Below are 25,839 nucleotides of genomic sequence, written 5' to 3'. Positions count from 1 at the left end.
GCGCTCGGAAGCAAGCTCGATCCGTCCACAGACTCTGAGCCGAAGGCGCCCGACCCATGCTCGACCTGTCCGGTTTCGGCTGGCAACTCCTCGCCGGCGCCGCCGTGACGCTGGAGGTGGCCTTCCTGTCGCTCGCCTTCGGGGTCGCGCTCGGGATCGCCGGCGCGGCCGCCAAGCTGTCGCCGCTGGCCTGGATCCGCGTGCCGGCGACGCTGCTGACGAACCTCGTCCGCGGCGTCCCCGAGTTCCTCCTCCTCCTCATCGTGTACTTCAGCCTCCCCGACATCCTGTCGGGGCTGCTGGGGACGGACGTCTCCATCGGCCCGCTCGCGGGCGGCGTGCTGGCGCTGTCGGTGGTGTTCGGCGCCTATGCGTCGGAAACCTTCCGGGGCGGCTTCGCGGCGGTGCCGAAGGGCCAGATCGAGGCGGCGCGGGCCTTCGGCATGCCGCGGGCCCGGATCTTCGTCCGCATCCACCTCCCGCAGGCCTGGCGCTACGCCCTGCCCGGCATCTCCAACCTGTGGCAAACGCTGCTCAAGGACACGTCGCTGGTGTCGGTGCTGGGGCTGGAGGAGATCATGCGCAAGGCCGACATCGCCGCCCAGGTGACGAAGCGCCCCTTCGACTTCTACGTGGCGGCGGCGCTGATCTACCTCGCCTTCGTGCTGCTGTCGGGGCCGGCCTTCGCGTGGGCGGAGCGCCGCGCCAACCGCGGCCTCGCGCGGGCGGCGTGATGGCGTTTCTCGACGGCGTCGCCGACGCGGCTTCCCGGCAGTTCCCGGCGTTCCTGTCGGGGCTCGGGATCACCATCGAGCTCCTGGCGGTGTCCACCGCGGTCGGCCTCGCCCTGGCGGTGCCGATCGCCCTCGCCCGCCTGTCGACGAACCCCCTGCTGTCGGTGCCGGCCACCGCCTATGCCTACCTGTTCCGCGGCACGCCGCTGCTCGTGCAGATCTTCATCATCTATTACGGGCTGCCGCAGTTCGACGTCGTGCGGACGTCCGCGGTCTGGCCGCTGCTGCGCGATCCCCTGCCCTGCGCGCTCATCGCCTTCTCGCTCAACATGGCGGCCTACACGGGCGAGGTGGTGCGCGGGGGCATCCTGGCGGTGCCGGCCGGCGAGCGCGAAGCGGCGTCGGCGGTGGGGATGAACCGGGCCTTGGCCCTGCGGCGCGTGATCCTGCCCCGCGCGTTCCGCATCGCCCTGCCGGCGCTGTCGAACGAGGTGGTGCTGCAGCTCAAGGCCACCTCGCTCGCCAGCACCGTCACGCTGATCGACCTCACCGGCGTGGGCCGGCGCCTGGCCGCCAAGACCTACACGGCCGAAGGGCTCTACGTGGCGGGGGCGGTCTACATCGTCCTGACCTTCGCCATCGCGCGCGGCTTCAGGCTGCTCGAAGCGCGGCTCGACGGCGCCCGGACGCGGTGAAGGCTGTCGTCCGCGGGCCACACCGGGGCGCGGATCGGCGGCATCGGGCCGGCGGCGCTTGACCCCGGCGCGCGGGCAGCGGCATCGTGCGCGCCGACCACGAAGGAACGGACCGACGATGACACGCCCATTCCGAGCCCTGGCTTTCGCCCTCGCGGCGGCATCGGCGCTCGCGGGCGCCGCATCGGGCGCGCAGGCCCGCCCGGTCGTGCCGGCCGAGAAGCGCTACTACGATTACGACGGCGACCTGCCGGTGTGCGGCGACACGGGCGTGCTGTCGACGATCTCGTCGCGCTTCGCCCGCAAGGAATCCGAATACTGGAACACCAGCCTCGAGATCGTCAGCTTCGACCGGGTGAAGCTGCTCGCGGCGCGGCCCTGGGGGGCCGACCACATCCCGCGCAACTTCTGCACCGCGCGGGCGCTGCTCAACGATAATTCCTACCACGACGTGTCCTATTCGGTGACGCAGGACCTCGGGATCATCGGCTACGGCACGGGCGTGGAGTGGTGCCTGCTCGGGCTCGACCGCGACCTCGCCTACGCGCCGGCGTGCCAGCTGGCGCGGCCGTGACACGGCTCGCCGCCCTCGCGGCCGCGCTGGGCGTGCTCGCGGTCCCGGCCGCGGCCCAGACGGCGGCGGGCGGGCCGGTGGCGCCCGGGCGCTTCGACTTCTACGTCCTGTCCCTGTCCTGGTCGCCGGGCTTCTGCGCGACGGGCGGCGAAGCCAAGGCCAAGGACCAGTGCGCGGCCGGAAGCGGCATCGGCTTCACGGTCCACGGGCTGTGGCCGCAGTTCGACCACGGCTTTCCCAGCGACTGCGGGGGAGCGGAACGGAGCCCGTCGCGCCAGGCGCTCGCCACGACGGACGGTGTGTACCCGTCCGAAGGGCTGGCGCGCTACGAGTGGCGCAAGCACGGGACCTGCACGGGGCTGAGCCCGACCGACTATTTCGCCGCCGTGCGCCGGGCGCGCGATGCCGTGACGGTGCCGGCCCCCTTCGCCAGGCCGGCGCAGGACCAGATCTGGGCTCCGCTCGACATCGCCCGCACCTTCGCGGCGGCGAACCCCGGCCTGCGCCCGGACGAGATGGCGGTGACCTGCCGGGCGGGCGATCTGGAGGAGGTCCGGGTCTGCTTCAGCAAGGACCTCCGCTCCTTCGTCGCCTGCCCGGAGGTCGCGCGCGCATCCTGCCGCGCGCCGGGCATCGACGTGCCGCCGGTGCGCTGACGCGGGGCGAGGGGCTTTCGCCCTTCGCAGGGTGCGACGCGGCCCGGGCCGGTGTAAGGCTCGCGCCATGAACTACCGCCACGCCTTCCACGCCGGCAACTTCGCCGACGTCCTCAAGCACGCCCTGCTGGCCCGCGTGCTCACCTACATGATCGCCAAGCCGGCCCCCCTGCGCTTCGTCGACACTCATGCGGGGCTGGGCGTCTACGACCTGACCGGCGACGAGGCGACCCGCACCGGCGAATGGCGCGACGGCATCGCCCGCATCGATGCCGCCGCGGTGCCGCCCGCCCTCGCCGACGTGATGGCGCCCTACCTCGCCGCGGTCGGCCCGCGCGGCGCCGACGGCGCGTGGCGCTCCTACCCGGGCTCGCCGGCCGTGGCGCAATGGGTGCTGCGCCCGGAGGACCGCCTGACGCTGTGCGAACTCCATCCCGAGGACGCCGAAGCGCTGAAGCGGGAAACGGGCCGGGACCCGCGCGTGCGCGTCCTGGCGTCGGACGGCTACGCGGCGCTGAACGCCGTGCTGCCCCCGCCCGAGCGCCGCGGCCTCGTGCTGGTCGACCCGCCCTTCGAGAAGACGGACGAGTTCGACAGGCTCCTGGCCGCCATGCTGCGCGCCCACGCGAGGTGGCCGACCGGCTCCTACATGCTGTGGTACCCGCTGAAGAACCGCGCCGCCGTGGGCCGCTTCGCCGCCGGCCTCGCGCGGTCCGGCATGAAGCGCGTGCTGCAGGTGCACCTCCTCGTCGGCGACCCGGACGCCGGGCCTCTCGCGGGATGCGGCCTCGCCTTCGTCAACCCGCCCTACGTGCTGAAGGGCGAGGCGGAAACGCTGCTGCCCTGGCTCGCCGAAACGCTCGCCCGGCCCGGCCAGGCCACGGAATGGACGGTGCGGTGGCTCGCGGGGGAGTGACCCGGCCGCCGTTCCCGTCGTAGGGGTCCCGCGGGGGGTCCCATCGCCCCCGGGGCCGCCGGTCGCGGCCGACGTCCGACCTGTCACACCGCTCCGCCCGGCCGCCGTCACGCCATTGTCGCACTCGGCCCCGATTGAAGCGGTCCGCCCGGAGGCTGCCCCTTGGATTTCACCCGTCGCTTCACCGTGCTGATGTGCACGCCCACCTTCGACCCCGACGACCTCGAAGGGCGGCGCATCGAGCAGATCATCGAGGCGGTGGAGAAATCCGGCTTCGAGGTGGTGCGCGCGCGCAAGGTCGAGGACGCCGCCATCGCGGTGCAGACCGACGCCGCCATCGGCTGCATGGTGGTCGACTGGGGCAAGCGCGGCCTGGAAGGCAAGACGGCGGCGCTGGTCAACCTCATGCGCAAGCGCGGGCTCGAGATGCCCATCGTCGTGATGGTGCGGCGCAAGCGCCTAGAGGACATCCCGGTCGAGGTCGTCGACTTCATCGACGGCTACATCTTCCTGGCGGAGGAAACCCCGGACTTCATCGCCCGCGGCCTCGTCAGCCGCGTCAAGCAATATGCCGACACGCTGAAGACGCCCTTCTTCGGCGCGCTCGTCGACTATGCCGAGCAGGGCAACCAGCTGTGGACCTGCCCGGGCCACAACGGCGGCGTGTTCTACAACCGGTCGCCCATCGGCCGCATCTTCGTCGAGCACCTCGGGGAAGCGATCTTCCGCGACGACATCGACAATTCCGTGCTCGACCTCGGCGACCTCCTGGTCCACGAGGGCCCGGCGCTGCGCGCCCAGCGCGAAGCCGCGGCGATCTTCGGGGCCGAGCGCACCTATTTCGTGCTCAACGGCACGTCCGCGTCGAACAAGGTGGTGCTGAACGCCCTCGTGGCCGAAGGCGACCTCGTGCTGTTCGACCGCAACAACCACAAGGCCGCGCTGCACGGGGCGCTGTTCCTCGGCGAAGGCATCCCGGTGTTCCTGCCGACGGACCGCAACGCCCACGGGCTCATCGGGCCCATCTACGCCGACGCCTTCGACGAGGAGCGGATCCGCGAGCGCATCCGCGACAACCCGCTCGTCATCGACCCCGACGCGTGGCGCAGGCCGCGGCCGTTCCGCGTGGCGGTGATCGAGCAATGCACCTACGACGGCACGATCTATTCGGCCGAGCAGATCGTCGCCCGCATCGGGCACCTGTGCGACTACATCCTGTTCGACGAGGCCTGGGCGGGCTTCATGAAGTTCCATCCGCTGTATGCCGGCCGCTTCGCCATGGGGCTGAAGGAGCTGGGCCCCGATTCGCCCGGCGTCATCGCCACACAATCGGCGCACAAGCAGCTCGCGTCCTTCTCGCAGGCGTCGCAGATCCACACCAAGGACGGCCATATCCGCGGCCAGGAGCGGCGCGTCGAGCACCGGCGCATGAACGAAAGCTTCCTGCTCCACGCCTCGACGTCGCCCTTCTATCCCATCTTCGCCTCGCTCGACGTCGGCGCGCAGATGATGAAGGGCCGCTCCGGCCAGGTGCTGTGGGACGACACGGTGCGGCTCGGCATCGAGCTGCGCAAGAAGATCCGCGCCATCCGGCGCGAGTTCGAGTCCAAGGAGGAGCCCGGCCAGCGCTGGTTCTTCGACCCCTTCGTGCCCGACACGGTGCCGATGCCGGCGACCGAGGACGAGCCCGCGGGCGATCTGCCGTGGGAGGAGGTGCCGACCGACGACCTCGCCACCGACCCCCGCTTCTGGATGCTGCAGCCCGGGGCCCGCTGGCACGGCTTCCGCCATGTCGCGGAAGGCTTCGCCCTCACCGACCCGAACAAGCTGACGATCCTGACCCCGGGCTTCGACCGCGCCACCGGCGACTACGCCGATGTCGGCATCCCCGCCCCCGTGGTGGCGCAGTACCTGCGCGAGAACCGCATCGTGCCGGAGAAGAACGACCTCAACTCCATGCTGTTCCTGCTCACGCCGGGGGTGGAATCGTCCAAGGCCGGCACGCTGATCTCGGCGCTCGTGGCCTTCAAGCGGCTGCACGACGAGGACGCGCCCGTCGAGGAGGTCATGCCCGACTTCGTGCGCCGCCGCGCCAAGCGCTACGGCGGGATGCGCATCCAGGCGCTTTGCCGCGAGTTCCACGCGTTCCACCGCGCCCACGGCACGAGCCGGCTGCAGCGCGCCATGTTCGAGCCCGACCACCTGCCCGAGATGGTGGTGCCACCCCACGAGGCCGTGCGGGCGCTGGTGCGCAACCGCGTCGACTACGTGCCGATCGAGGAAGCGGAAGGGCGCATCGTCACGACGCTGATGCTGGTCTACCCGCCGGGCATCGGCGTGCTGGTGCCGGGCGAGCGGATCGGGCCACGCGCGAAGCCCATGCTCGATTACTTCAAGATGTTCGAGGAAAGCTCGAACCGCTTCCCCGGCCTCGACGCCGAGATCCAGGGCGTCTACCGGGAGGTGGACCCGGGCGGGCGCATCCGCTTCTACACCTACGTGATGCGCGAAGGCGGGCGCGCCGGGGCCCGCAGCCGGCCGCGGGAGTTCTGATGGACGCGACGACCCCGTCCGACCGGACCCTGTCCGACCGCACCCTGGCGATCCGCCCTTCCACGGACGCCGACGTCCCCGCCATGGTGGCGATCTATTCCCACCACATCGGGCGCGGCATCGGCGACGTCGGCGCCTACGAGGTCGAGGGCATCGACGCGGAGGACCTGAAGCGCCGCCGCCGCAACATGCGGGCGAAGCGGTTGCCCCACCTCGTGGCGGCGCTCGACGGCGAGGTGGCGGGCTACGCCTACGCGGTGCCGTTCCGCAAGCGGCCGGCCTACCGCTACACGCTCAAGCACTCGATCTACATCCATCCGGAGCGCACCGGCATGGGCATCGGCCGGCTCCTGCTCCCGGCGCTGGTGGACGCCTGCGCGGCGGGCGGCTACCGCCAGATGATCGGCTACATCGACGGGGCCAACGAGGCGTCGCTCAGGCTGCACGAGCATTGCGGCTTCCGGCGCGTCGGCGTGCTGCCCGCGGTGGCGTTCAAGTTCGGCCATTGGTCGGACAGCATCATGGTGCAGCGGGCGCTGGGCGAAGGCGACGGGAGCGCCCCGACGCCCCTGCCCGGCCGCGGTCCCGGCGCGACGCATTGATGCCGTCCGGAGCCGGCGCCGATCCGGTGCGCCACCCGTCGGCGTGACGATGCCCGCCCGGCCGTGGCGCCGGCGGGCGGCACCGGGCGGCGGCGCGGCGCTCGCCGGGCACCGCGGCGGGGCCCGCCCGTTCGCCAAGCGTTCACCGCGATCGTCGAACGGTTCGTCCCGTTAACCCGGCTTCAGGCGCGCTGCCCCAGCGTTGGGGCGACGCCGGGAGTGACACCTTGACCGCCATCGCGCCTTCCACCCGGCCCCGGACGCCGCGGTTCGCCGCGTCCTCCCGGTTCTGGATCGCCACCGTGGTGCTCGTCGTGGGCGGCTTCTGCGCGGCATCCGCGCTGATGCTCGCCGACCTGCACCGGGACACCTGGGACCAGGCGGTGACGGGCGAGCGCAACCTCGTCGCCGCCCTGGCCCAGAACATCGACCGCAACATCGAGCTCTACGACCTGTCGCTGCGCGCCGTCGCCGACGGCCTGTCCGAACCCGACCTCGCGACCCTCAGCCCTCGCGTGCAGGACCTGATGCTCTACGACCGCTCCGCGACCGGGCGGGGCCTCGGCTCGCTGCTGGTGCTGGACCGCGACGGCAAGGTGGTGCGCGGCTCGGCACCGGGCTTCATCGGGGCGGACCTGTCCGACCGCGACGCGTTCCAGGCGCAGAAGGCGAACCCGAGCCGGGGCCTCTACATCAGCCGCCCCTTCCGCCGCCGCGTGACCGGCGGCGACGAGGTCATCGCCTTCAGCCGAAGCCTGCGCGCCGCCGACGGGTCGTTCGTGGGCGTCGTGGTGGGCACGATCGGGCTCAGCTATTTCCACGAGCTCTTCGCCCGCGAGGACCTCGGCCGGCGGGGCAACATCAACCTGTTCCTGCTCGACGGCACCTGCGTGATGCGCTTGCCCGCCGCCAGCGACATCGGCCGCAGCTTCGCCGGCAGCGCAAACTTCCAGCGCTTCCTCACGGCGCCGTCCGGGACCTTCAGCGGGACGGCCTCCACCGACGGGCTCCAGCGGATCTACAGCTTCGCCCGGGTGGGCAGCCTGCCGATGATCGTCGACGTCGCGATGGCGGAGGACGACGTGTTCGCGGCGTGGCGCGAGAAGACCGCCATCGTCGGCGTGGCGCTGGCGGCGCTCTGCTTCCTGGCGCTGGGCCTGGGATCGAAGCTGACGCGGCAGCTGGAGCGGACGGCCCGGACCGAGCGCAGGCTGTCCGAAAGCGAGGCGGAATACCGGCTCCTCGCCGAGAACGCGCAGGACGTCATCATGCGGCTCGACCCGTCGCTGCGGCGCAGCTACGTGTCGCCCGCCTGCCGGTCTGTGCTGGGCTACGAGCCGGAGGAGCTGGTCGGGCGCAGCCCGCAGGAGATCATCCACACCGACGACTGGCCGACCGTCGCGGCCCTGATCCTGTCGGCGCGCGAAGGGCGCTCCGACGTCGAGGCGGTGTACCGCCTTCGCCACCGCACCGGCCGCATCGTCTGGGTCGAGGGCCGCTACGGCCTGCTGCCCGGAGACCGGGGCTTCATCGCCGTGCTGCGCGACATCACCCTGCGCAAGCACGCCGAGGAAAGGGCCGCCGCGCTGAATGCCGAGCTGGCCCACCTCGCCAACAACGACGCCCTGACGGGCCTCGCCAACCGCCGGCGGTTCGACGAGATCCTGGAAGCCGAATGGCGCCGCGCCGAGCGGGACGACGGGCCGATCTCGCTGCTGCTGCTCGACGTCGACCGGTTCAAGCTGTTCAACGACCGCTACGGGCACCAGGGCGGCGACGGCTGCCTCCGCGCCGTGGCGGATGCGGTCCGGGGCGTGATCTCGCGGCCCGGCGATCTCACGGCCCGCTACGGCGGCGAAGAATTCGCCATGGTGCTGCCCGGGACCGACGCCAAGGGCGCCGCCGTCGTGGCGGAGCGCGTCCGCCGCGCCGTCGAAGCCCTGGCGCTCCCCCACGACGGCAACCCGTTCTGCGGCGGGGTGGTGACGGTCAGCATCGGCTGCGCCACCTCCGGCCCCGCGACGGGACGCCAACCCGACAGGGACGCGCTGGTGGCCGCCGCCGATACCTGCCTCTACGAGGCCAAGCGGACCGGGCGGAACCGCGTGACGGCGAGCCTTCCCGACGCCCCCCTCGCCCCCGTGCCCGCCGACGAGGCCGAGCGTTTGGCGGCGCTCGCCGCCTACGAGGGCTCGGGCGCCCTCGCGCCCTCCGAATCCCTCGACCGCATCGCCCGCGTGGCCGCCCACCTGCTCGACGTGCCGGTGGCCTTCGTGTCGCTGATCGGCCGCGACACCGCGACCCTCGTGGGGCGGCACGGCACGGAGATCGACGCCGTGCCGCGCCGCGACGCCTTCTGCGCCCATACCATCCTGGGCGACGCGCCCCTGGTCGTGCCGGACACGGCCGCCGACCCCCGCTTCGCCGCCAACGCGCTGACCCGCGGCGGGGTGGCGTTCTACGCCGGCGCGCCGCTGGTCGACCCCAACGGGGGCGCCCGGTTGGGGGCGCTTTGCATCGCCGACACGGCACCCCGCGCCCCGCTCGACGACCGCGGGCGCGACCTGCTCGCCGCCCTCGCGCGCCTGGTGATGGAGGAGCTGGAAAGCCGGAGCGCCGCCCCGCGCCCCGACGACAGAGCGCGCGCCGCGTAACGCGCCGCGCCCCCCGCGCCGGGCGATCCCCCCGCGTGCGACCCGAGGCGAAGCCGTCGCGGCGCCGGTGAGCGCAGGGGGCCGAACGCGTCGCGCGAGCCTGCCCGGCGGACGTGCCACCGCGGGCCGCGCGGCTTGCCGCCCTTCGGCGAAGGGAATATGACGATTCCGCCGCGCGGCGCAGGGCGGCGCCCGCCACGAGGACGGCCATGGACCCGACCGATCGACAGGACGGCCCCGCGTCGTCGACCGGCGATCGCCCGAACGCGCCCCGCCCCGAAACGGATGCCCAGGCGCTCGCACGGACCGACCGGCGCGCCGAAGCACTGCGCGCCAACCTGAAGCGGCGCAAGGCCCAGAGCCGCGGCCGCGCCGACGCCGAGCGGGCCGACCCCGCGGGCTGACCGGCTTTTCTTCTTCCCATCAGCGGTCGCGTCCCAGGGCGGCCCGACCACCAGCGAGGACACATGGACCGCATTCGCGTCGTCGGCGGACAGCCGCTCCACGGCATCATCCGCATCTCGGGCGCCAAGAACGCGGCCCTACCCCTGATGATCGCGAGCCTGCTCACCGACGAAACGCTGACGCTGGAGAACGTGCCGCGCTTGGCGGACGTCAACATGCTGGTGCGCATCCTCGGCAACCACGGCGTCGACTACACGCTGAAGGGCAAGCGCCCCGGCGAGGAGCTCCAGTCGGGCCAGACGGTGGATCTCCGCGCCGAGCACATCGTCGACACCACGGCACCCTACGACCTCGTCAGCCGCATGCGCGCCTCGTTCTGGGTCATCGCGCCGCTGCTCGCCCGCATGGGCGCCTGCAAGGTGTCGCTGCCCGGCGGCTGCGCCATCGGGACGCGGCCGGTGGACTTCCTCCTGATGGTGCTGGAGCGCCTGGGCGCCACCATCGCGATCGAGAACGGCTACGCCATCGCCAAGGCGCCCCGCGGGCTCCGGGGCGCCGAGATCAGCTTTCCCAAGGTGACGGTGGGCGGCACCCACACGGCGCTGATGGCCGCCGCCCTCGCGGACGGCCGCACGACGGTGCTGAACGCCGCGCGCGAGCCGGAAATCGTCGACCTCGCGGACTGCCTCAACAAGATGGGGGCCCGCATCACCGGCGCCGGCACCGAAACCATCGAGATCGACGGCGTGGCCAAGCTTCACGGCGCGCGCCACTCGGTGCTGCCGGACAGGATCGAGGCCGGCACCTACGCGATGGCGGTGGCGATGACGGGCGGCGACGTGATGCTGGAAGGCGCGCGCGCCGACCTGCTCAGCGGCGCCTTCGAGGCGCTGCAGCAGGCGGGCGCCCGCCTCGACGCCTCAGACGAGGGCCTGAGGGTGCGCCGCAACGGCAACGGCATCTCGCCCGTCGACATCTCGACGGCGCCCTTCCCGGGCTTCCCGACCGACCTGCAGGCCCAGTTCATGGCGCTGATGACGCGGGCGTCGGGCGCGTCGCGCATCACCGAAACCATCTTCGAGAACCGCTTCATGCACGTCGGCGAGCTGTCGCGCTTCGGCGCGAAGATCCGCCTCGACGGCGATGCCGCCATCGTCGACGGCGTGCCGAAGCTCCAGGGCGCGCCCGTGATGGCGACGGACCTGCGCGCCTCCGTGTCCCTCGTCATCGCGGCACTAGCGGCGGAAGGCGAAACCATGGTCAACCGGGTGTACCACCTCGACCGCGGCTTCGAGCACCTGGAACACAAGCTCGGCCAGTGCGGCGCCGTGGTGGAGCGCATCTCCGGCCACGGTTGACGCGCGTCAGGGGCGTCCCGCCGAAACGGGTCGGCGCCCCGGCGCCGGCCTGCGGGCCGGACCGCGTGCCCGCGGGAGCGGCATCCGCGTCACCCTTTCCACCGCGGATCGGCGCCGCTGGGCGAGATCGCGAAACTGTGATGACACCCGGGGCCGCCCGCGCTTGTGCGACGTCACCGGCATGTCATGCTCCCGTCGTCGCGCCTTCATGTCGCGCGATCGAAAACCGGAGTTCAGGATGTCCGTGCAGGGCCATATCGCTGAATTGAGCCGTCGCCACCAGTCGATCGACCGGCAGATCGAGGTCGAAAAGACTCATCCCGCCTGCGACCCGGTCAGATTGAGCGAGCTCAAGCGAAAGAAACTCCTGCTGAAGAACGAGATGACCAAGCTCAGGCACTGAGCGGGCCGGCCCTTCCACATCGGATCGTCATGGCGGCGCGGGACCGGACTGGGCCCGCGCCGTTTCCGCGATGAGGGCCGCCCCGTCGTCGCACCCCGGATCATCCGTCGATTCAGCGGCGTTGCCATCTGACGCGACGGGAGGGGGACAGCCGGCGCATTAATTCTTAGCCATCTCGCCCTCCGGTCCTAGGGGCGCCACCGCCGAGCCGCTATAAGACGGGGTTGGCAAGCGAGCTCCGAGAGGCGCTTGCCGGGGTCCGCCGAACCGTGGACCCCAGAAGGAGAACAGAATGGCCTACGCGCTTCCGATCATCTCGGGTGAAAGCGGGCTCACGCGCTACCTGAACGAGATCCGCAAGTTCCCGATGCTGGAGCCCCAGCAGGAATACATGCTCGCCAAGCGCTGGCGCGAGCACGAGGACCGCGACGCCGCTCAGGAACTCGTGACGTCCCACCTCCGCCTCGTCGCCAAGATCGCCATGGGCTATCGCGGCTACGGGCTGCCGATCGGCGAGGTGATCTCGGAAGGCAACGTCGGCCTGATGCAGGCCGTGAAGCGTTTCGAGCCCGACAAGGGGTTCCGCCTCGCCACTTACGCGATCTGGTGGATCCGCGCGTCCATCCAGGAATACATCCTGCGCTCCTGGTCGCTCGTGAAGATGGGCACCACCGCGAGCCAGAAGAAGCTCTTCTTCAACCTGCGCAAGGCCAAGAGCCAGATTTCCGCGCTGGAAGAGGGCGAGCTGCGCCCCGAGCACGTCACCACCATCGCCACCAAGCTCGGCGTGTCCGAGCAGGACGTGATCGACATGAACCGCCGCCTGTCGGGGGACACGTCGCTCAACGCGCCGATGCGCGAGGACGGCGAGGGCGAGTGGCAGGACTGGCTGGTCGACGATTCCACCAGCCAGGAGGTGATCCTCGCCGACGAGGAGGAGAAGCACAACCGCCACGACGCGCTGGTCGACGGGTTGAAGGTGCTGAACGCGCGTGAGCGCCGCATCTTCGAGGCGCGGCGCCTGGCGGAGGATCCCATCACGCTCGAACAGCTGTCCGACGAGTTCAACATCTCGCGCGAGCGGGTGCGGCAGATCGAGGTGCGGGCCTTCGAGAAGGTGCAGACCGCGGTGAAGGCCGGCATGGCGCGCATCGAAACCGCCCCGGCCCGCGAGCATGCGGCGCTGGCGGCGCACTGACCGCCCGCCCCTCTCGGCCACACATGAAAAAGCCGCCGGCGGGAACGCCGGCGGCTTTTTCATGTCGGCAAAGGGTGAGGCGGGGGTCGCCGCTGAGGGAAGGCGAACGGATCGTCGAGCCTGCCAGTCCCCTGGGCTCGGGCCAGCATGGCAGCCTTCGCCGACCCCGCTGCCCCGATGAGGCCGGGGGCACCCGGCTCGCGACCCGCTTCGGGGGCGCGGTCCGGGCAACCCCGCGCCGGCTGTGTCACGGCGCTGGGGCGGCGGCGGGCGCCGGCGGGGCCGGGGTCGCGCCGGACAGTTGGCCGTCCGGGCTGTTGAAGAACCGGAAGAAGGCGGAGTCGGGAGACAGGACGAGCTTGGTCCGATCCGGACGCAGGCTCGACACATAGGCCTGCATGGTGCGGTAGAAGGCGAAGAACGCCGGGTCGCGCCCGTAGGCATCGGCGAAGATGCGGTTGCGCTCGGCGTCGCCGGCGCCGCGCAGCGTGTCGGCCTGGTTCTGCGCATCGGCGCGCAGCACCACCACCTGCCGGTCGGCGTCGGCCCGGATCGTCTGGGCCTGCTCCGACCCCTTGGCGCGATATTCGGCCGCTTCCCGGGCGCGCTCGCTCTTCATGCGGTCGTAGATCTTGTCGGACAGCTCGGCCGGCAGGTCCGCGCGGCGGATGCGAACGTCGTTGACCGCCACGCCGAGCCGCGCGCCTTCCGTGTTCACGAGGTCGCGGATGCGGACCATCAGCTCGGCCCGCTTGTCGCTCACGATCTGGGTCAGCGTCGCCTCGCCCAGCACCTGGCGCAGCGCCGAGTTCAGGATCGAGCCGAGCTGGTTGTTGGCCCGGCCGACGGTGCCCACGGTCTGGTAGAACTTCAGCGGGTCGGCGATGTGGTAGCGCAGGAAGGCGTCCACGAGGATGCGCTGGTTGTCAGAGGCCAGCACCTCAACCTGAGGCTGTTCGAGGTCGAGGATGCGGTTGTCGAGGTCGACGACGCTTTCGAAGAAGGGGATCTTGCCGTGCAGTCCCGGCTTGTCGATGACGCGCACCGGCTGCCCGAAGTAGAGCACCAGGGCTTCCTCGGTCTGGTCCACGGTGAAGATCGCACCGCTCGCCACCACCAGGATCAGGACGGCGAGCGCGGCCGCGATGTATCCGCCGATCCTCATGGCTTGGCTCCGATCGCCGAAAGCGCCTTGCCGACGCCCGCGGCACCGCCGTCGAGCGGCAGCACGGGCAGCACGCCCGCGCCGCCCTTGTCGATGATCGTCTTGTCGGCGCCGGCCAGGACGGACTCCATGGTTTCGAGGTAGATGCGCTCGCGGGTCACGTCGGGCGCCTTCTTGTACTGCTCGTAGACCTGCTCGAAGCGGGACGCCTGACCGAGCGCCTCCTGGACGGTCTGGGTCTTGTAGCCCTCGGCCTCCTGCTCGATGGCGGCGGCGGCGCCGCGCGCCTCGGGCACGACCTTGTTGGCGTAGCCCTGGGCCTCGTTGCTGAGGCGCTGCCGGTCCTGCTGCGCCGCCGTCACGTCGCGAAAGGCCGCGATGACCTGCGCGGGCGGGTCGACGGACAGGAGCTGCACCTGCAACACCAGGACGCCGGCCTTGTACTGGCTCAGCACGCCCTGGATGAGGTTCTGGACCTCGGGCTCGATGGTCTTGCGGCCGGAGGTGAGGATGTACTGGATCTTCTGGCGGCCGATCACCTCACGCATGGCGGATTCCGCCACGGCCTTCACGGTCTCGTCCGGATGGCGCAGGTTGAAGGCGTAGAATTCGGGGTGCTCGGGATCGATCTGCCAGATGACGCGGAATTTCACGTCGGCGATGTTGTCGTCGCCGGTGAGCATCAGGCTTTCGGCGAGCACGTCGGTGCTCGAGAGCTGCCCGGAGCGGGTCGCGCCCGACGCGAAGCCGACGTCGGTCGAATTGCGGTCCGTCACGGCGAGCTTGATGACGTCGCCGACCGGATAGGGGAAGTTGTAGTTCAGGCCGGGCGAGCTCGTGCCCTGGAACTTGCCGAACACGAGGTTGAGGCCGACCTCGTTGGGCGACACGGTGTAGAAGCCGCTGGCGAGCCACAGCACGGCCGCGACGAGCACGATCGCCAGGAGGCCGAGGCCGCCCCCCAGGCTGCCGCCGGGGAAGAAACCCTTCAGCCGCTGCTGGCTGCGGCGGATGAACTCTTCGAGGTCGGGAGGCGTCTGACCGCCTCCGCCGCCGGAGCCGGCCCCCTGCCCCCAGGGTCCCGGATTGCCGGGCTTCCACGGGCCGCCGCCGCCACTGTTGCTCCAGGACATCCCGTTCCTCGTCACAGGCGCGCCGCGCCGCAGCCTCGTCACCGCCGCGCCGCGCCGCGGCCTCGCCGACGGCGCATCCGCCCTAACCTGCGATATAGGGGAGTGGGGGCGCGGCAGCAATCGGGCGCGGTCGGGGGTCGCGGCGTCACCGCCGCCCGTAGCCGACCACGGCGAAATCCGCCTCGTCCCGTTCGCCCCGACGCCCCGGCACGCGGGACAGTTCGCGCCACAGCGTGGGATCGATGGCGGGAAAGACGCTGTCGGCTTCGGGGGCGAGGTCGACCTCGGTGATCCGCAGCGCGTCGGCGAAGGGCATGGTGGCGCGGTAGATCTCGGCCCCGCCCGCGACCATCACTTCGCCTGCCCCGCACCCGGCCGCGATGCCCTGCGCGCGGGCCAGCGCTTCCTCGACGCCGGTCGCGCCGACGACGCCCTCCGGCAGCGGCGACGCGGGATGGCGGGACACGACCACGAGGTGCCGCCCCGGCAGCGGGCGGCCGAGCGACGCGAAGGTCTTTCGCCCCATGACCACGGGCTTGCCCATGGTTTCGGCCTTGAATCCGCGCAGGTCGGACGGCAGGCGCCAGGGAAGCCCGTTGCGCAGCCCGATGGCGCCGTTGCGGCCCACGGCCGCGATGAGGACGACGGGCACCGTCACGCCCCCGCCCCCGCCAGCCGCGCCAGCGCGTCGTCGGCGACGCGGCATCCCGTCCAGTCGTCCAGCATCTCGGCGCCGAGCCCGCGGTAGAAGCCGATGGCGGGCTCGTTCCAGTCGAGCACGCTCCACTGCAGGCGCGTCAGCCCTTCCGCGAGGCAGCGCCGCGCCAGCCCTTCCAGCAAGGCGCGGCCGAGGCCGCGCCCGCGGTGCTCGGGGCGGACGTAGAGGTCCTCGAGGTAGATGCCGTGCCGACCCTCGAAGGTGGAGAAGTTGTAGAACCATAGCGCCATCCCGGCCGCCTGCCCCTCCCACGCGACGATGTCGCAGAAGGCGCGCGGCCGCTCGCCGAACAGCGCTCGCGCGAAACTCTCAGGCGTCGAGCGCACCTGGTGGGCGAGCCGCTCGTAGCTGGCGAGCTCCATCACGAAGTCGTGGATCAGGGCGGCGTCGGCGGCGACCGCGGGACGAACGACGGCGGTCATGGCGCGCTCACACCGCCACCGGCGCCCTGATGGCGGGCCAAGGGTCGTAACCCTCGAAAGCGATGTCCTCGAAGCGGAAGGCGAACAGGTCCCGCACGTCCGGGTTCAGGACGAGGCGCGGCAGCGGTCGCGGAGCCCGGCCGAGCTGCGTCCGCACCTGCTCGAGGTGGTTGCCGTAGATATGCGCGTCGCCGAAGGCGTGGACGAAGGTGCCGGGCTCGTAGCCGCAGTGGCGCGCCACCAGGGCCAGCAGAAGCGCGTAGGAGGCGATGTTGAAGGGCACGCCGAGCAGCAGGTCGGCCGAACGCTGGTAGAGCTGCAGCGACAGGCGGCGGCCGCCGCCGGGGAGCGGCTCGGTGTAGAACTGGAACAGGCAGTGGCAGGGCGCCAGCGCCATGCGGTCGAGGTCGGCGACGTTCCAGGCCGACACGATCAGGCGGCGGCTGTCCGGGTTCCGTTGCAGCTCGGCGAGCACGTCGCGGAGCTGGTCGTGGGTGCGGCCGTCGGCGCCCTGCCACGAGCGCCACTGATGCCCGTAGACGGGCCCGAGGTCGCCCCGGTCGTCGGCCCACTCGTCCCAGATCGAGACGCCGTTGTCCTTGAGGTAACCGACGTTGGTGTCGCCGCGGATGAACCACAGCAGCTCGTGCACGATGGACTTGAGGTGCAGCTTCTTCGTGGTGACGAGCGGAAAACCGTCCTCGAGGTCGAAGCGGAGCTGCGGACCGAAGACCGACAGGGTGCCGGTGCCGGTGCGGTCCGACTTGCGGGTGCCGACATCGATGACGTGGGCCAAAAGATCGAGATAAGACTTCATGCGGCGAGACAGTCCCCCGCGCTGCAGGCTAACGACCGACTCACAACAAAGGATGAAGTGGAGGCTTCTGTTGCCAGGTGCCTCCGGACCCCGCCTAGAAGTGCTACCCCCTAGGGCTTGATTCCCAGTACCTTCACCGCATTACGCGGCGACGGCCACCGGAGCATAGTTGTCATTGGCAACTATAGGTTTAGCCCGATAACGGCGGTACAATGCCGAGCAAAAGAGATCCCTTTACACCCACGTCAATCCTATTTCGGGCCCACCGAAACCTTCGACGTCGAAGGCTTAGGTGGACCCGCCCGGTACCGCCCCGGGGTCCGTATGGTTTATTCCGAATTCCGTTTATCGCCATATTGGCCGTAGCCACGAGCGGAGAATAGGCCGGACGGGCTCCGACTTCAAGGGCCGGTTCGCATCGCCGGCCCTCCGCGTCGCCTCAGGCGTCCGATGCCGCGGCGGCGCGGAGTTCCAGGATCTCGGGCGCCGGGGCGGTGTCGTCGACCGTCACGAAGAGGCCCAGGCGATGCGACAGCCGGCCGAGGTCGACGCGGCTCAGCGCCGAGGTCAGCGCGGGGCTGACGATGAGGCCCACGTAGGTGGGGGCGAGCCACAGCGCGTAGGCGCCGCCGGCCATCCAGGCCGTGGCCGCCAGGGCGACGCCGACCGCCGCCTGGGTGGAATGGCAGCGCCAGGCTTCGGCCAGCGTCACGTGGCGGTCGGCGCGGGACTGCGCCACCCAGGGCACGACGCGCCCCACGGCGGTCCACAGCACGAAGCCGGCGTTGACCAGCGACAGCAGCGGGCCGAGCAGCAGCCAGATGCCCTGCTCGAGTGCGGCCCCGGCGGCGAGACGCCCCGTGCCGCCGAACTCGGCCCGGAGCCGCGCATCGCCGAAGGCGCGCACGAGGTTCAGCACGCGCGGCACGAGGATCAGCACCGCCGCCAGGGCGAGGAGCGCCTCGGCGGCGGGCCCGCGCTCCGTCGCCCCGTAGGCGAGGAGCCCGAGGCCGCCCTTGACGCCGAACGCCACCCGCAGCGCGCCGCCGAACAGGAACAGCCACCACAGCGGCGCCGTGAGGTAGCCGCCGATGCCGAGCAGGATGTGGCCGCGGCTCGCCGCCTTGAGGCCGGGGAAGCCGAGGATGCGGGCGTGCTGGAGGTTGCCCTGGCACCAGCGCCGCTCGCGGCCCATCAAGTCGACCGTGTTGGTCGGCATCTCCTCCCAGGTGCCGTCGAACTCGGGGAGGAGGCGCGTGTCCCAGCCGGCGCGCGCCATCAGGGCGGCCTCGACGACGTCGTGGCACAGGATCTCGCCGCCGAACGGGGGTTTCCCGGTCAGCACGGGCAGGCGGCAATGGGCGCGGAACGGCGCCACGCGCAAGATGGCGTTGTGGCCCCAGTAAGAGCTGTCGGCGCCCTGCCAGAAGTCGAGGCCGCGCAGGGCCAGCGGCGCGTAGAGCCGCACGGCGAACTGCTGGATGCGGGCGAAGAGCGTGTCGTGGCCGGTGGCGTAGGACACCGTCTGCACGATGCCGAGCCGCGGGTTCTCCTCCATCAGCCGGATCAGCCGGCGGATCGACGCGCCGCTCATCAGGCTGTCGGCGTCGAGCACCACGGCGAAGTCGTAGGCGTCGCCGGTGCGGTCGAACATCTCCATGACGTTGCCGGCCTTGCGGCCGGCGTTGGCGGCGCGGTGGCGATAGAACACGGGCGGCAGGTCGTCGGACGCCGGCAGCGCGTCCCACAAGCGCCGCTCCTCGGCGGCCAGGGCGGGAAGCCGGGTGTCGCTGAGGACGTGGACGTCCACGTCGTCGACGCGCCCCGTGCGGGCGAGCGAGCGGCGCGCGATGCCGACATAGGCGAAGACCGCCGCGGGATCCTCGTCGCAGATGGGGATCACCAGGGCGGTGCGGCTCAGCCCCGTCGCCACCGGCTCGACCGTTTCGGCGCGCCGCTCGAGCGCCGACAGCGCTTCGGGCCCGCGCAGCCACGCGACGAAGCCCAGGACCAGCTGCCACACGACGAGCCCTTCCCAGGCCATCACCAGGGCGAAGGGGACGAGCAGCGCCCAATCGAGGGCGGAATGGCGCGCCGACGCCAGCACGCCCACCGACAGGGCGAGGGTCAGGGCCGCCAGAGCGACGCTCGGCAGGACGAGGAGGAGGCGGCGATTGCGGGCACCGCGAAGGGACAGGTGGGCGTCGGCGGCGGAGGAAAGGGCAGCGTCGACCAAGGAGGCATCCGCGGTTACGAGGGCGTGCGGCCATGCACCCGGCCGATGGTCCGGGAACCCGCCGGGGTTCAGTGGCAGTTTCGCGTGACGGCGTAATGCGTCACCGCGTCCGCGGGCGCGAAAGCGCGCAAGTGACGCAGGAAAACTGCAATACGGGCTCGTCCGTCAAGGCGCCACTAAGGCGTCCCTCAGTATGACCCAACTGTCGCGGGTGGGGGCGCAGAGCAGGCCGCCCTCGTGGCGCGTCGGCACGTAGGGGGTGCCGTCGAGGCAGGCCGAATGGCCGCCCGCCTCCTTGTGGAGCAGCCAGCCCGCCGCGTGGTCCCAAGGCATCAGCTTGGAATACAGCGCGAAATCGTAGAAGCCGCCGCACAGCAGGCGATATTGGTGGGCGGCGCAGCGGTAATCGCTGGCGTTGGCGACGCGGGGGAAGCGCGACGGCACCCGGAGGCGCTCCTCGCCGGGGAAGAAGGTCCAGGACACGAGGCCCGCCATCTCGTTCAGCGCCGGGGCGGGCCCGACCTTGAGGTCGTGCTGGCGGCCGTCGGCGCGCTCGCGCCACGCGCCCTCGCCGCGCACCGCCGCCGCCCAGTCGTCCTCGACCGGGTCGAGGATCACGCCGGCGACGACCTCGCCGCGCCGCAGCACCGCCGCCATCATGCCGAACAGCGGCAGGTCGGACGCGAAGTTCTTGGTGCCGTCGATGGGGTCGATCACGAAGGCGAGGTCGGGCTCGCCGAGCCGGTCGAGCAGGCTCGGGTCGCGCTCCGTCGCTTCCTCGCCCACCACGGCGCAGCCCGGGAAGGCCTTGGACAGGGCCGCCCCGATGGCGGCCTCGGCCGCCTCGTCGGCGTCGGTGACGAGGTCCTGCCGCGAGGATTTCTCGCGCGTGCGCTTGGGCACGAGGCCGCGGAAGCGCGGCATGACCTCGGTGCGGGCGGCGTCGCGCAGGATCTCGACGACGGTGCCGAGGTCGGCGGTGGTGAAGGTCGACACGTTGCTGCACCGGGCGTGAGGATGGGTGTCCCGCTCGTATCGGAGGCGCGCGACCGCCACAAGGCGGCCGCGGCCGGACCGGATCAGACGATCTGGCCCTCGATGACGTCGCCCACCGCCACGGGATTGCGCATCGCGGCGTTGAGCTTGGTGCGGTCGAGCTCGCCTTCCCAGCGGCTGATCACGATCGTGGCGATGCCGTTGCCCACGAGGTTCGTCAGGGCGCGGCATTCGCTCATGAACTTGTCGATGCCCAGGATGATGGCGATGGCGGCGATGGGGATGTCGGGCACCACCTCCAGCGTGGCCGCCAGGGTGATGAAGCCCGAGCCGGTGACGCCCGAGGCGCCCTTCGACGTCAGCGCCGCGATCACGAGGATGTACAGCTCCTGCGACAGCGACAGGTGGGTGTTGGTGGCCTGGGCCAGGAACAGCACCGACAGCGTCATGTAGATGTTGGTGCCGTCGAGGTTGAAGCTGTAGCCGGTGGGGATGACGAGACCGACGACGGGCTTGGACGCCCCCAGGGCCTGCATCTTGCGGATCATGTTGGGCAGCACCGTTTCCGACGAGGAGGTGCCGAGCACGATGAGCAGCTCGTCCTTGATGTAGACGATGAAGCGCCAGATGGAGAATCCCGAGAACCGCGCGATGGCGCCGAGCACGATGAAGACGAAGAGCAGGCTCGTCACGTAGAACAGGGCGACGAGTTCGCCGAGGTTGACGAGGCTCTTCAGCCCGAAGGCGCCGATGGTGAAGGCCATGGCGCCGAAGGCGCCGATCGGCGCCACGTGGACGATGATGCCGATGATGCGGAAGAACATCTTGCCGGCGGCTTCGATGCCTTCCGAGATGCGCTCGCCGGTCGCGCCGAGCTTGGACACCGCCACGCCCGACAGGATGGCCAGCAGCAGCACCTGCAGCAGGTCGCCCTTGGCGAAGGCGTCGAAGAAGCTGTTGGGGATGATGGCCAGGACGTGGGCCATCACGCTGTCGTTCTTGGCCGCCGACACGAAGTTGGCGACCGACTTCGGGTCGAGCTTCGCAGGGTCGATGTTGAAGCCCGCGCCGGGCTGGACGATCTCGGCCATCAGCAGGCCGAAGGCCAGCGCCACGGTGGACACGACCTCGAAATAGAACAGCGCCTTCATGCCGACGCGGCCGACCCGCTTCAGGTCGCCCATGGTGGCGATGCCGTGCACCACCGTGCAGTAGATGATCGGCGCGATCATCATCCGGATGAGGCTCACGAAGGCGTCGCCGAGCGGCTTCATGGCGGCGCCCGTCTGGGGCGCCACGTCGCCCAGCACGATGCCCAGCACGATGGCGATCAGCACCTGGACGTAGAGGAGCTTGTACCAGGGGCGCCGCGCCGCGGCCGCCAGGATGCGCGGGTCGTCCGCATTCATCGTTCGTTTCTCCCGAATTTTGCGGGACCGTAACGACGGCCCGCAGTCCTGGAAAGGAGTTTCGGCGGCGCGTCGCCGCTGCGGGGAGCCTTTTCCCGCACCGGCGAACACCCGGGATCGAAGGTGTCGACCGGTGGGGAACGCGGGCGGGCGCCGCCGCTCGTGCGGCGCCCCGTTTCAGTCCGCCTGCGCCGCTTCCGCGGCGGCGAGCGCCGTCATGTTGACGATCCCGCGCGCCGTCACCTTCTGCACCAGCACGTGCAGCGGCTTCTGCAGGCCGAGCAGAACGGGCCCGACCTGCAGCCCGCTCGCCGCCGCGCCGAGCAGCGTGAGGCCGATGTTGGCGGCGTCGAGGTTCGGCATGACCAGGAGGTTGGCCGCCCCTTCCAGCGGGCTGTCGCTGACGAGCCGGTCGCGCAGCGGCGCGCTGAGCGCCGCGTCGGCGTGCATCTCGCCGTCGACCTCGAGGTCGGGCGCCTGGGCGCGGATCATCGCCAGGGCGTCGCGCATCTTGCGGGACGACGCGGAGGTGCCGGAGCCGAAGGACGAGTGGCTGAGCAGGGCCGCCTTGGGCACCACGCCGAAGCGGTGCACCTCCTCGGCGGCCAGGAGGGTCATCTCGGCGATCTGCTCGGCCGTGGGCTCGTGGTTCACGTGCGTGTCGCAGATGAACAGCGCGCCGCTCTGCAGGATCAGCCCCGACAGCGCGTAGACGCGGCCGCCGTCGACCACGCTGCGCACGATCGGCAGCGCGTAGGCCAGGTGGCGCGACCAGTCGCCCGTTCCGCCGACGAGCGCCGCGTCGGCCTGGCCGGACTGCAGCAGCATGGCGGCCGGGATCGTCAGACGGGTCCGCATGCGCCGCGCCGCGGCCTCCGGCGGCACGCCGCGCCGGTCGACGAGGCGCTGGTAGTCCGCCGTCAGCGGCCCGAAGACGTGGTCGTCCTCCTCCGGGTCGAGCACGGTGACGCCGGCGCCCGAGCGCAGCCGCAGCCCGAGGTCAGACGCCTTGCGGTCGATGACCTCGCGCGAGCCGATGAGGATCGGCTCGGCCAGCTTCTCGTCGATCACGGTCTGCACGGCGCGCAGCACGCGCTCGTCCTCGCCTTCGGCGTAGACGACGCGCTGGAGCACCCGCCGCGCCGCCTCGAACACGGGGCGCATCAGCTGGCCGGAGCGGAACACGAAGCGCTCGAGGTCGCGCGCGTAGGCGTCGAAGTCGGCGATGGGCCGCAGCGCCACGCCCGACGCCATGGCGGCCCTGGCCACCGCGGGCGCCACCTGCAGGATGAGGCGGGGGTCGAAGGGCTTGGGGATGATGTAGTCCGGCCCGAAGACCGGGGCCACGCCGCCGTAGGCGGACGCCACGACGTCGCTCGCCTCGATGCGGGCGAGCTCCGCGATGGCGTCCACGGCCGCGATCTTCATCGCCTCGTTGATCTCGGTCGCGCCGACGTCGAGCGCTCCGCGGAAGATGAAGGGGAAGCACAGCACGTTGTTGACCTGGTTCGGATAATCCGACCGGCCGGTGGCGATGATGGCGTCCGGCCGCGCTTCGCGGGCGAGCTCGGGCGTGATCTCGGGGTCCGGATTGGCGAGCGCCAGCACGAAGGGCTTCGCCGCCATGGTCTTCAGCCACTCGGGCTTCAGCACGCGGGGCGCCGACAGGCCAAGGAACACGTCGGCGCCGGGCAGCGCGTCGGCGAGCGTGCGGGCGTCCGTGGCGTGGGCGTAGCGGGCCATGTTGGGCGCCATGGCGTCGCCGCGGTCGGCGTGGACCACGCCCTTAATGTCGGTCAGGGTCACGTTCTCGACGCGCAGCCCCATCGACACGAGGAGGTCGACGCAGGCGAGGGCCGCGGCGCCGGCGCCCGACGTCACCAGGCGGACGTCGGACAGCCGCTTGTCCTGCAGCTTCAAACCGTTGACCAGGGCCGCGGCGCACACGATGGCGGTGCCGTGCTGGTCGTCGTGGAACACCGGAATCTTCATGCGCTTGCGCAGGGCGCGCTCGATCTCGAAGCACTCGGGGGCCTTGATGTCCTCGAGGTTGATGGCGCCGAAGGTCGGCTCCAGCGCCGCCACGACATCGACGAAGCGGTCGGGGTCGGTGGCGTCGACCTCGATGTCGAAGCAGTCGATGCCGGCGAACTTCTTGAAAAGCACGGCCTTGCCCTCCATCACGGGCTTGCCCGCCAGCGCCCCGATGTTGCCGAGGCCCAGCACGGCCGTGCCGTTGGAGATGACGCCGACGAGGTTGCCCCGCGCGGTGAGGTCGCGCGCCGCTTCCGGGTCTTCCACGATAGCCGTGCAGGCGTGGGCGACGCCGGGCGAATAGGCCAGCGCGAGGTCGCGCTGCGTGGCCATGCGCTTCGTCGGCTCGACCGACAGCTTCCCGGGGGTCGGGTAGCGGTGGTAATCGAGCGCCGCCTTCTTGAAGTCTTCGGCCAAAATCGCGCCTCCCCCTGCCCTTGCGCGCGGCCCGAGGCCGCGATTCAAGCGCGACCATGCCACGTCGGGCAGCGGGGGTGAACTGGACGCGGCCCGCGCGCGGGCCCTTTTCCGTCCCGGCGGCGGCGTCCCGCGCGGGTTGCGCCGCCCTACTCCATCACGAGCGGGCTCGGCACCTCGGCCCCGACGGCGCCGTCGAGGGCTTCCGCGCGGCGGTCGCGCAGGGGCCGCTCCTCCATGGCGCCCAGCGCGAACCAGGCGAGCATCAGCCCGAGGCAGGCCGCCGTGAACACCCAGCGGAAGGTGGCGGCGAGCGCCACCGGGTCGCCGCCGCGGATCAGGCTTTCCATGTCGTGCGCCACGACGCCGCCGCCCCCCGCCGCCCCGCCGAGCACGATCGTGCCGAAGGCCGCCACGATCAGCGCGCCGCCGAGCGAGCGGAAGAAGTTCATCGCCGCCGTGGCGATGCCGAGCTCGTGGAACTCCACCGTGTTCTGGATCGCGATGGTGGACAGCGGCAGGATGGTGCCGATGCCGATCGACAGCAGCGCCAGCATCACCTCCACGAGCCAGAAGGGCAGCTGCATCTCGAACACGGCCAGCACGGTGCAGCAGGCGAGGCTCACCCCCATCATGATCACGGGCACGCGCTTGTAGTGCCTGAAGTAGAGCATCGAGCGGCCCGACAGGGTCGCGCCCGTGACGGTGCCGACCATCAGGGGCACCAGCGCCAGGCCCGACTGGCTCGCGGTGAAGCCCAGCACGCCTTCGAAGAAGATCGGCACGTAGATCGACAGGCCGATGAAGGTGCCCATGGCGAAGCAGGCCGCGATCGTCGCCGTGGTGACGACTTGGTCCTTCAGCACGCGGGTGGGGATGAGCGGCTCGGCCGCGGTGGCGAGCCGGACCGCGAAGGCGGCACCCAACACGGCGGCGGCGACGAGCAGCCCGGCGACGATGCCCGAACCCCACGGATAGCGCACGCCGCCCCAGCTCAGGGCCAGCAGCAGGCTCGACGACGCCAGCACCATCAGGGCCGCGCCGGGCCAGTCGAGGCGGTGGCGGCGCTCGTGGCGCGGCAGCAGTTTCAGGACGCCGTTGGTGAGCCCGAGCGCCACGAGGCCGAGCGGCAGGTTGATCCAGAAGATCCAGTGCCAGCTCAGGTGCTGCGACAGGAACCCGCCGAGGATCGGGCCGGCCAGCGACGACGCCACGAAGACGCTAGCGATGTAGACCTGGTAGCGGGCGCGCTCCTTGGGCGACATGATGTCGCCGATGATGGTCTGCGACAGGGCGATGAGCCCGCCGCCGCCGATGCCCTGGAGGCCGCGCGCCAGGGCCAGCAGCCCCATGGTGGGGGCGAGGGCGCAGAACAGCGAGCCCAGGCTGAAGAACGCGATGGCGATCAGCAGCATGATCCGGCGGCCGTGGATGTCGCTGAGCTTGCCGTAGAGCGGCGTCACGGCCGTCGAGGCGAGCAGGTAGGCGGTGACGATCCAGGGCAGGTTGCCGGCGTCGCCGAGCGCCAGGCCGATGGTGGGCAGCGCGGTGGCGACGATGGTCTGGTCCAGCGCCGCCAGGAACATGGCGGTCATCAGCCCGACCACGATGGAGCGGATCTGCAGGTCCGTCAGGCGGCCCGGGGGCGCGAAGGCCGGTTGCGGCGCGTTCAAATCTTCGACCCTCCGGGGCGGCGAGCCCGCGTTATGGGCGCGGGTTTCGCCCGGCGCAACCGTCGGACAAG

The 25,839-nt window shown here is 71.3% G+C and carries 22 protein-coding genes and 1 other RNA gene; 12 read left to right on the top strand and 11 right to left on the bottom strand.

Annotation, left to right across the window (positions count from 1 at the left end; genetic code table 11):
- The first annotated feature begins 56 nt into the window (after window positions 1-56).
- The 12 genes from D3273_RS16280 (at window position 57) to rpoH (ending at window position 12,748) form a co-directional block, all read left to right on the top strand.
- Window positions 57-734: an ABC transporter permease gene (locus D3273_RS16280; protein ID WP_129227951.1), complete on the top strand. Its 678-nt coding sequence runs from the start codon at window positions 57-59 to the stop codon at window positions 732-734.
- Window positions 734-1,429: an ABC transporter permease gene (locus D3273_RS16275; RefSeq protein WP_129227950.1), complete on the top strand. Its 696-nt coding sequence runs from the start codon at window positions 734-736 to the stop codon at window positions 1,427-1,429. Before D3273_RS16280 ends, D3273_RS16275 begins: the two co-directional genes overlap by 1 nt.
- A gap of 118 nt (window positions 1,430-1,547) precedes the next feature.
- Window positions 1,548-2,003 (top strand): hypothetical protein, encoded by a 456-nt coding sequence (locus tag D3273_RS16270; RefSeq protein ID WP_129227949.1) that lies wholly within the window; start codon window positions 1,548-1,550, stop codon window positions 2,001-2,003.
- The gene (locus D3273_RS16265) at window positions 2,000-2,659 is read left to right on the top strand and encodes a ribonuclease T2 family protein (RefSeq protein ID WP_129227948.1); all 660 of its coding nucleotides are present in this window, start codon (window positions 2,000-2,002) and stop codon (window positions 2,657-2,659) included. The genes D3273_RS16270 and D3273_RS16265 overlap by 4 nt, the downstream gene beginning before the upstream one ends.
- Window positions 2,660-2,726: 67 nt before the next feature.
- On the top strand, window positions 2,727-3,575 hold the full coding sequence (locus D3273_RS16260) for a 23S rRNA (adenine(2030)-N(6))-methyltransferase RlmJ (protein WP_129227947.1): 849 nt from the start codon (window positions 2,727-2,729) through the stop codon (window positions 3,573-3,575).
- A 162-nt stretch (window positions 3,576-3,737) separates the two neighbouring features.
- Window positions 3,738-6,128, top strand: a complete 2,391-nt coding sequence (locus tag D3273_RS16255) for an Orn/Lys/Arg family decarboxylase (protein ID WP_129227946.1) — start codon at window positions 3,738-3,740, stop codon at window positions 6,126-6,128.
- On the top strand, window positions 6,128-6,730 hold the full coding sequence (locus D3273_RS16250) for a GNAT family N-acetyltransferase (RefSeq protein WP_129227945.1): 603 nt from the start codon (window positions 6,128-6,130) through the stop codon (window positions 6,728-6,730). Before D3273_RS16255 ends, D3273_RS16250 begins: the two co-directional genes overlap by 1 nt.
- Window positions 6,731-6,957: 227 nt before the next feature.
- The gene (locus D3273_RS16245; RefSeq protein WP_129227944.1) at window positions 6,958-9,384 is read left to right on the top strand and encodes a diguanylate cyclase domain-containing protein; all 2,427 of its coding nucleotides are present in this window, start codon (window positions 6,958-6,960) and stop codon (window positions 9,382-9,384) included.
- 209 nt (window positions 9,385-9,593) lie between these two features.
- Window positions 9,594-9,788, top strand: a complete 195-nt coding sequence (locus tag D3273_RS16240; RefSeq protein ID WP_129227943.1) for a hypothetical protein — start codon at window positions 9,594-9,596, stop codon at window positions 9,786-9,788.
- Between the two features lie 63 nt (window positions 9,789-9,851).
- Window positions 9,852-11,147: a UDP-N-acetylglucosamine 1-carboxyvinyltransferase gene (gene murA, locus D3273_RS16235; protein WP_129227942.1), complete on the top strand. Its 1,296-nt coding sequence runs from the start codon at window positions 9,852-9,854 to the stop codon at window positions 11,145-11,147.
- A gap of 163 nt (window positions 11,148-11,310) precedes the next feature.
- Window positions 11,311-11,550, top strand: coding sequence for a YdcH family protein (locus D3273_RS16230; RefSeq protein ID WP_342634272.1), 240 nt, complete (start codon window positions 11,311-11,313; stop codon window positions 11,548-11,550).
- Between the two features lie 292 nt (window positions 11,551-11,842).
- Window positions 11,843-12,748, top strand: a complete 906-nt coding sequence (rpoH, locus tag D3273_RS16225) for an RNA polymerase sigma factor RpoH (protein ID WP_129227940.1) — start codon at window positions 11,843-11,845, stop codon at window positions 12,746-12,748.
- 247 nt (window positions 12,749-12,995) lie between these two features.
- On the opposite strand, the gene hflC is transcribed toward rpoH, so the two are convergent.
- From hflC to D3273_RS16175, 11 genes are all read right to left on the bottom strand, one after another.
- The gene (hflC, locus tag D3273_RS16220) at window positions 12,996-13,913 is read right to left on the bottom strand and encodes a protease modulator HflC (RefSeq protein WP_129227939.1); all 918 of its coding nucleotides are present in this window, start codon (window positions 13,911-13,913) and stop codon (window positions 12,996-12,998) included.
- Complete coding sequence (hflK, locus tag D3273_RS16215) at window positions 13,910-15,046, bottom strand: FtsH protease activity modulator HflK (RefSeq protein WP_129227938.1); 1,137 nt, start codon at window positions 15,044-15,046, stop codon at window positions 13,910-13,912. The genes hflC and hflK overlap by 4 nt, the downstream gene beginning before the upstream one ends.
- A gap of 145 nt (window positions 15,047-15,191) precedes the next feature.
- Window positions 15,192-15,704, bottom strand: a complete 513-nt coding sequence (locus D3273_RS16210; protein ID WP_245501209.1) for a dihydrofolate reductase — start codon at window positions 15,702-15,704, stop codon at window positions 15,192-15,194.
- A complete protein-coding gene (locus D3273_RS16205) occupies window positions 15,701-16,186 on the bottom strand; it encodes a GNAT family N-acetyltransferase (RefSeq protein ID WP_129227936.1) in 486 nt (161 codons plus the stop codon). Before D3273_RS16205 ends, D3273_RS16210 begins: the two co-directional genes overlap by 4 nt.
- Before the next feature lie 7 nt (window positions 16,187-16,193).
- Window positions 16,194-17,003 (bottom strand): thymidylate synthase, encoded by an 810-nt coding sequence (locus tag D3273_RS16200; RefSeq protein WP_129227935.1) that lies wholly within the window; start codon window positions 17,001-17,003, stop codon window positions 16,194-16,196.
- A 56-nt stretch (window positions 17,004-17,059) separates the two neighbouring features.
- Window positions 17,060-17,412: a transfer-messenger RNA gene (ssrA, locus tag D3273_RS28290) on the bottom strand.
- Window positions 17,413-17,442: 30 nt separating this feature from the next.
- Window positions 17,443-19,239, bottom strand: coding sequence for a glucans biosynthesis glucosyltransferase MdoH (gene mdoH, locus D3273_RS16195; protein WP_165359522.1), 1,797 nt, complete (start codon window positions 19,237-19,239; stop codon window positions 17,443-17,445).
- 165 nt (window positions 19,240-19,404) lie between these two features.
- On the bottom strand, window positions 19,405-20,235 hold the full coding sequence (locus D3273_RS16190; RefSeq protein ID WP_129227933.1) for an inositol monophosphatase family protein: 831 nt from the start codon (window positions 20,233-20,235) through the stop codon (window positions 19,405-19,407).
- A gap of 83 nt (window positions 20,236-20,318) precedes the next feature.
- On the bottom strand, window positions 20,319-21,644 hold the full coding sequence (dctA, locus tag D3273_RS16185; RefSeq protein ID WP_129227932.1) for a C4-dicarboxylate transporter DctA: 1,326 nt from the start codon (window positions 21,642-21,644) through the stop codon (window positions 20,319-20,321).
- A gap of 177 nt (window positions 21,645-21,821) precedes the next feature.
- On the bottom strand, window positions 21,822-24,095 hold the full coding sequence (locus D3273_RS16180) for an NADP-dependent malic enzyme (protein WP_129227931.1): 2,274 nt from the start codon (window positions 24,093-24,095) through the stop codon (window positions 21,822-21,824).
- A 149-nt stretch (window positions 24,096-24,244) separates the two neighbouring features.
- Window positions 24,245-25,768 (bottom strand): MDR family MFS transporter, encoded by a 1,524-nt coding sequence (locus D3273_RS16175; protein WP_129227930.1) that lies wholly within the window; start codon window positions 25,766-25,768, stop codon window positions 24,245-24,247.
- Between the last annotated feature and the right edge of the window lie 71 nt (window positions 25,769-25,839).

This window comes from Lichenibacterium minor (assembly GCF_004137685.1).
GTDB classification, from domain to species: Bacteria; Pseudomonadota; Alphaproteobacteria; order Rhizobiales; family Beijerinckiaceae; genus Lichenihabitans; species Lichenihabitans minor.
The sequence above is the reverse complement of the archived record's forward strand: the minus strand, read 5'-3'. Positions and strand labels throughout refer to the sequence as shown.

Excerpts from the sequence above, each read along its gene's own strand:
- D3273_RS16275 (WP_129227950.1), top strand. The coding sequence starts at position 734 with ATGGCGTTTCTCGACGGCGTCGCCGACGCGGCTTCCCGGCAGTTCCCG.
- D3273_RS16260 (WP_129227947.1), top strand. The coding sequence starts at position 2,727 with ATGAACTACCGCCACGCCTTCCACGCCGGCAACTTCGCCGACGTCCTC.
- D3273_RS16280 (WP_129227951.1), top strand. The coding sequence starts at position 57 with ATGCTCGACCTGTCCGGTTTCGGCTGGCAACTCCTCGCCGGCGCCGCC.
- D3273_RS16250 (WP_129227945.1), top strand. The coding sequence starts at position 6,128 with ATGGACGCGACGACCCCGTCCGACCGGACCCTGTCCGACCGCACCCTG.
- murA (WP_129227942.1), top strand. The coding sequence starts at position 9,852 with ATGGACCGCATTCGCGTCGTCGGCGGACAGCCGCTCCACGGCATCATC.
- hflK (WP_129227938.1), bottom strand. The coding sequence starts at position 15,046 with ATGTCCTGGAGCAACAGTGGCGGCGGCGGCCCGTGGAAGCCCGGCAAT.
- dctA (WP_129227932.1), bottom strand. The coding sequence starts at position 21,644 with ATGAATGCGGACGACCCGCGCATCCTGGCGGCCGCGGCGCGGCGCCCC.
- D3273_RS16205 (WP_129227936.1), bottom strand. The coding sequence starts at position 16,186 with ATGACCGCCGTCGTTCGTCCCGCGGTCGCCGCCGACGCCGCCCTGATC.
- rpoH (WP_129227940.1), top strand. The coding sequence starts at position 11,843 with ATGGCCTACGCGCTTCCGATCATCTCGGGTGAAAGCGGGCTCACGCGC.
- hflC (WP_129227939.1), bottom strand. The coding sequence starts at position 13,913 with ATGAGGATCGGCGGATACATCGCGGCCGCGCTCGCCGTCCTGATCCTG.
- D3273_RS16240 (WP_129227943.1), top strand. The coding sequence starts at position 9,594 with ATGGACCCGACCGATCGACAGGACGGCCCCGCGTCGTCGACCGGCGAT.
- D3273_RS16270 (WP_129227949.1), top strand. The coding sequence starts at position 1,548 with ATGACACGCCCATTCCGAGCCCTGGCTTTCGCCCTCGCGGCGGCATCG.
- D3273_RS16200 (WP_129227935.1), bottom strand. The coding sequence starts at position 17,003 with ATGAAGTCTTATCTCGATCTTTTGGCCCACGTCATCGATGTCGGCACC.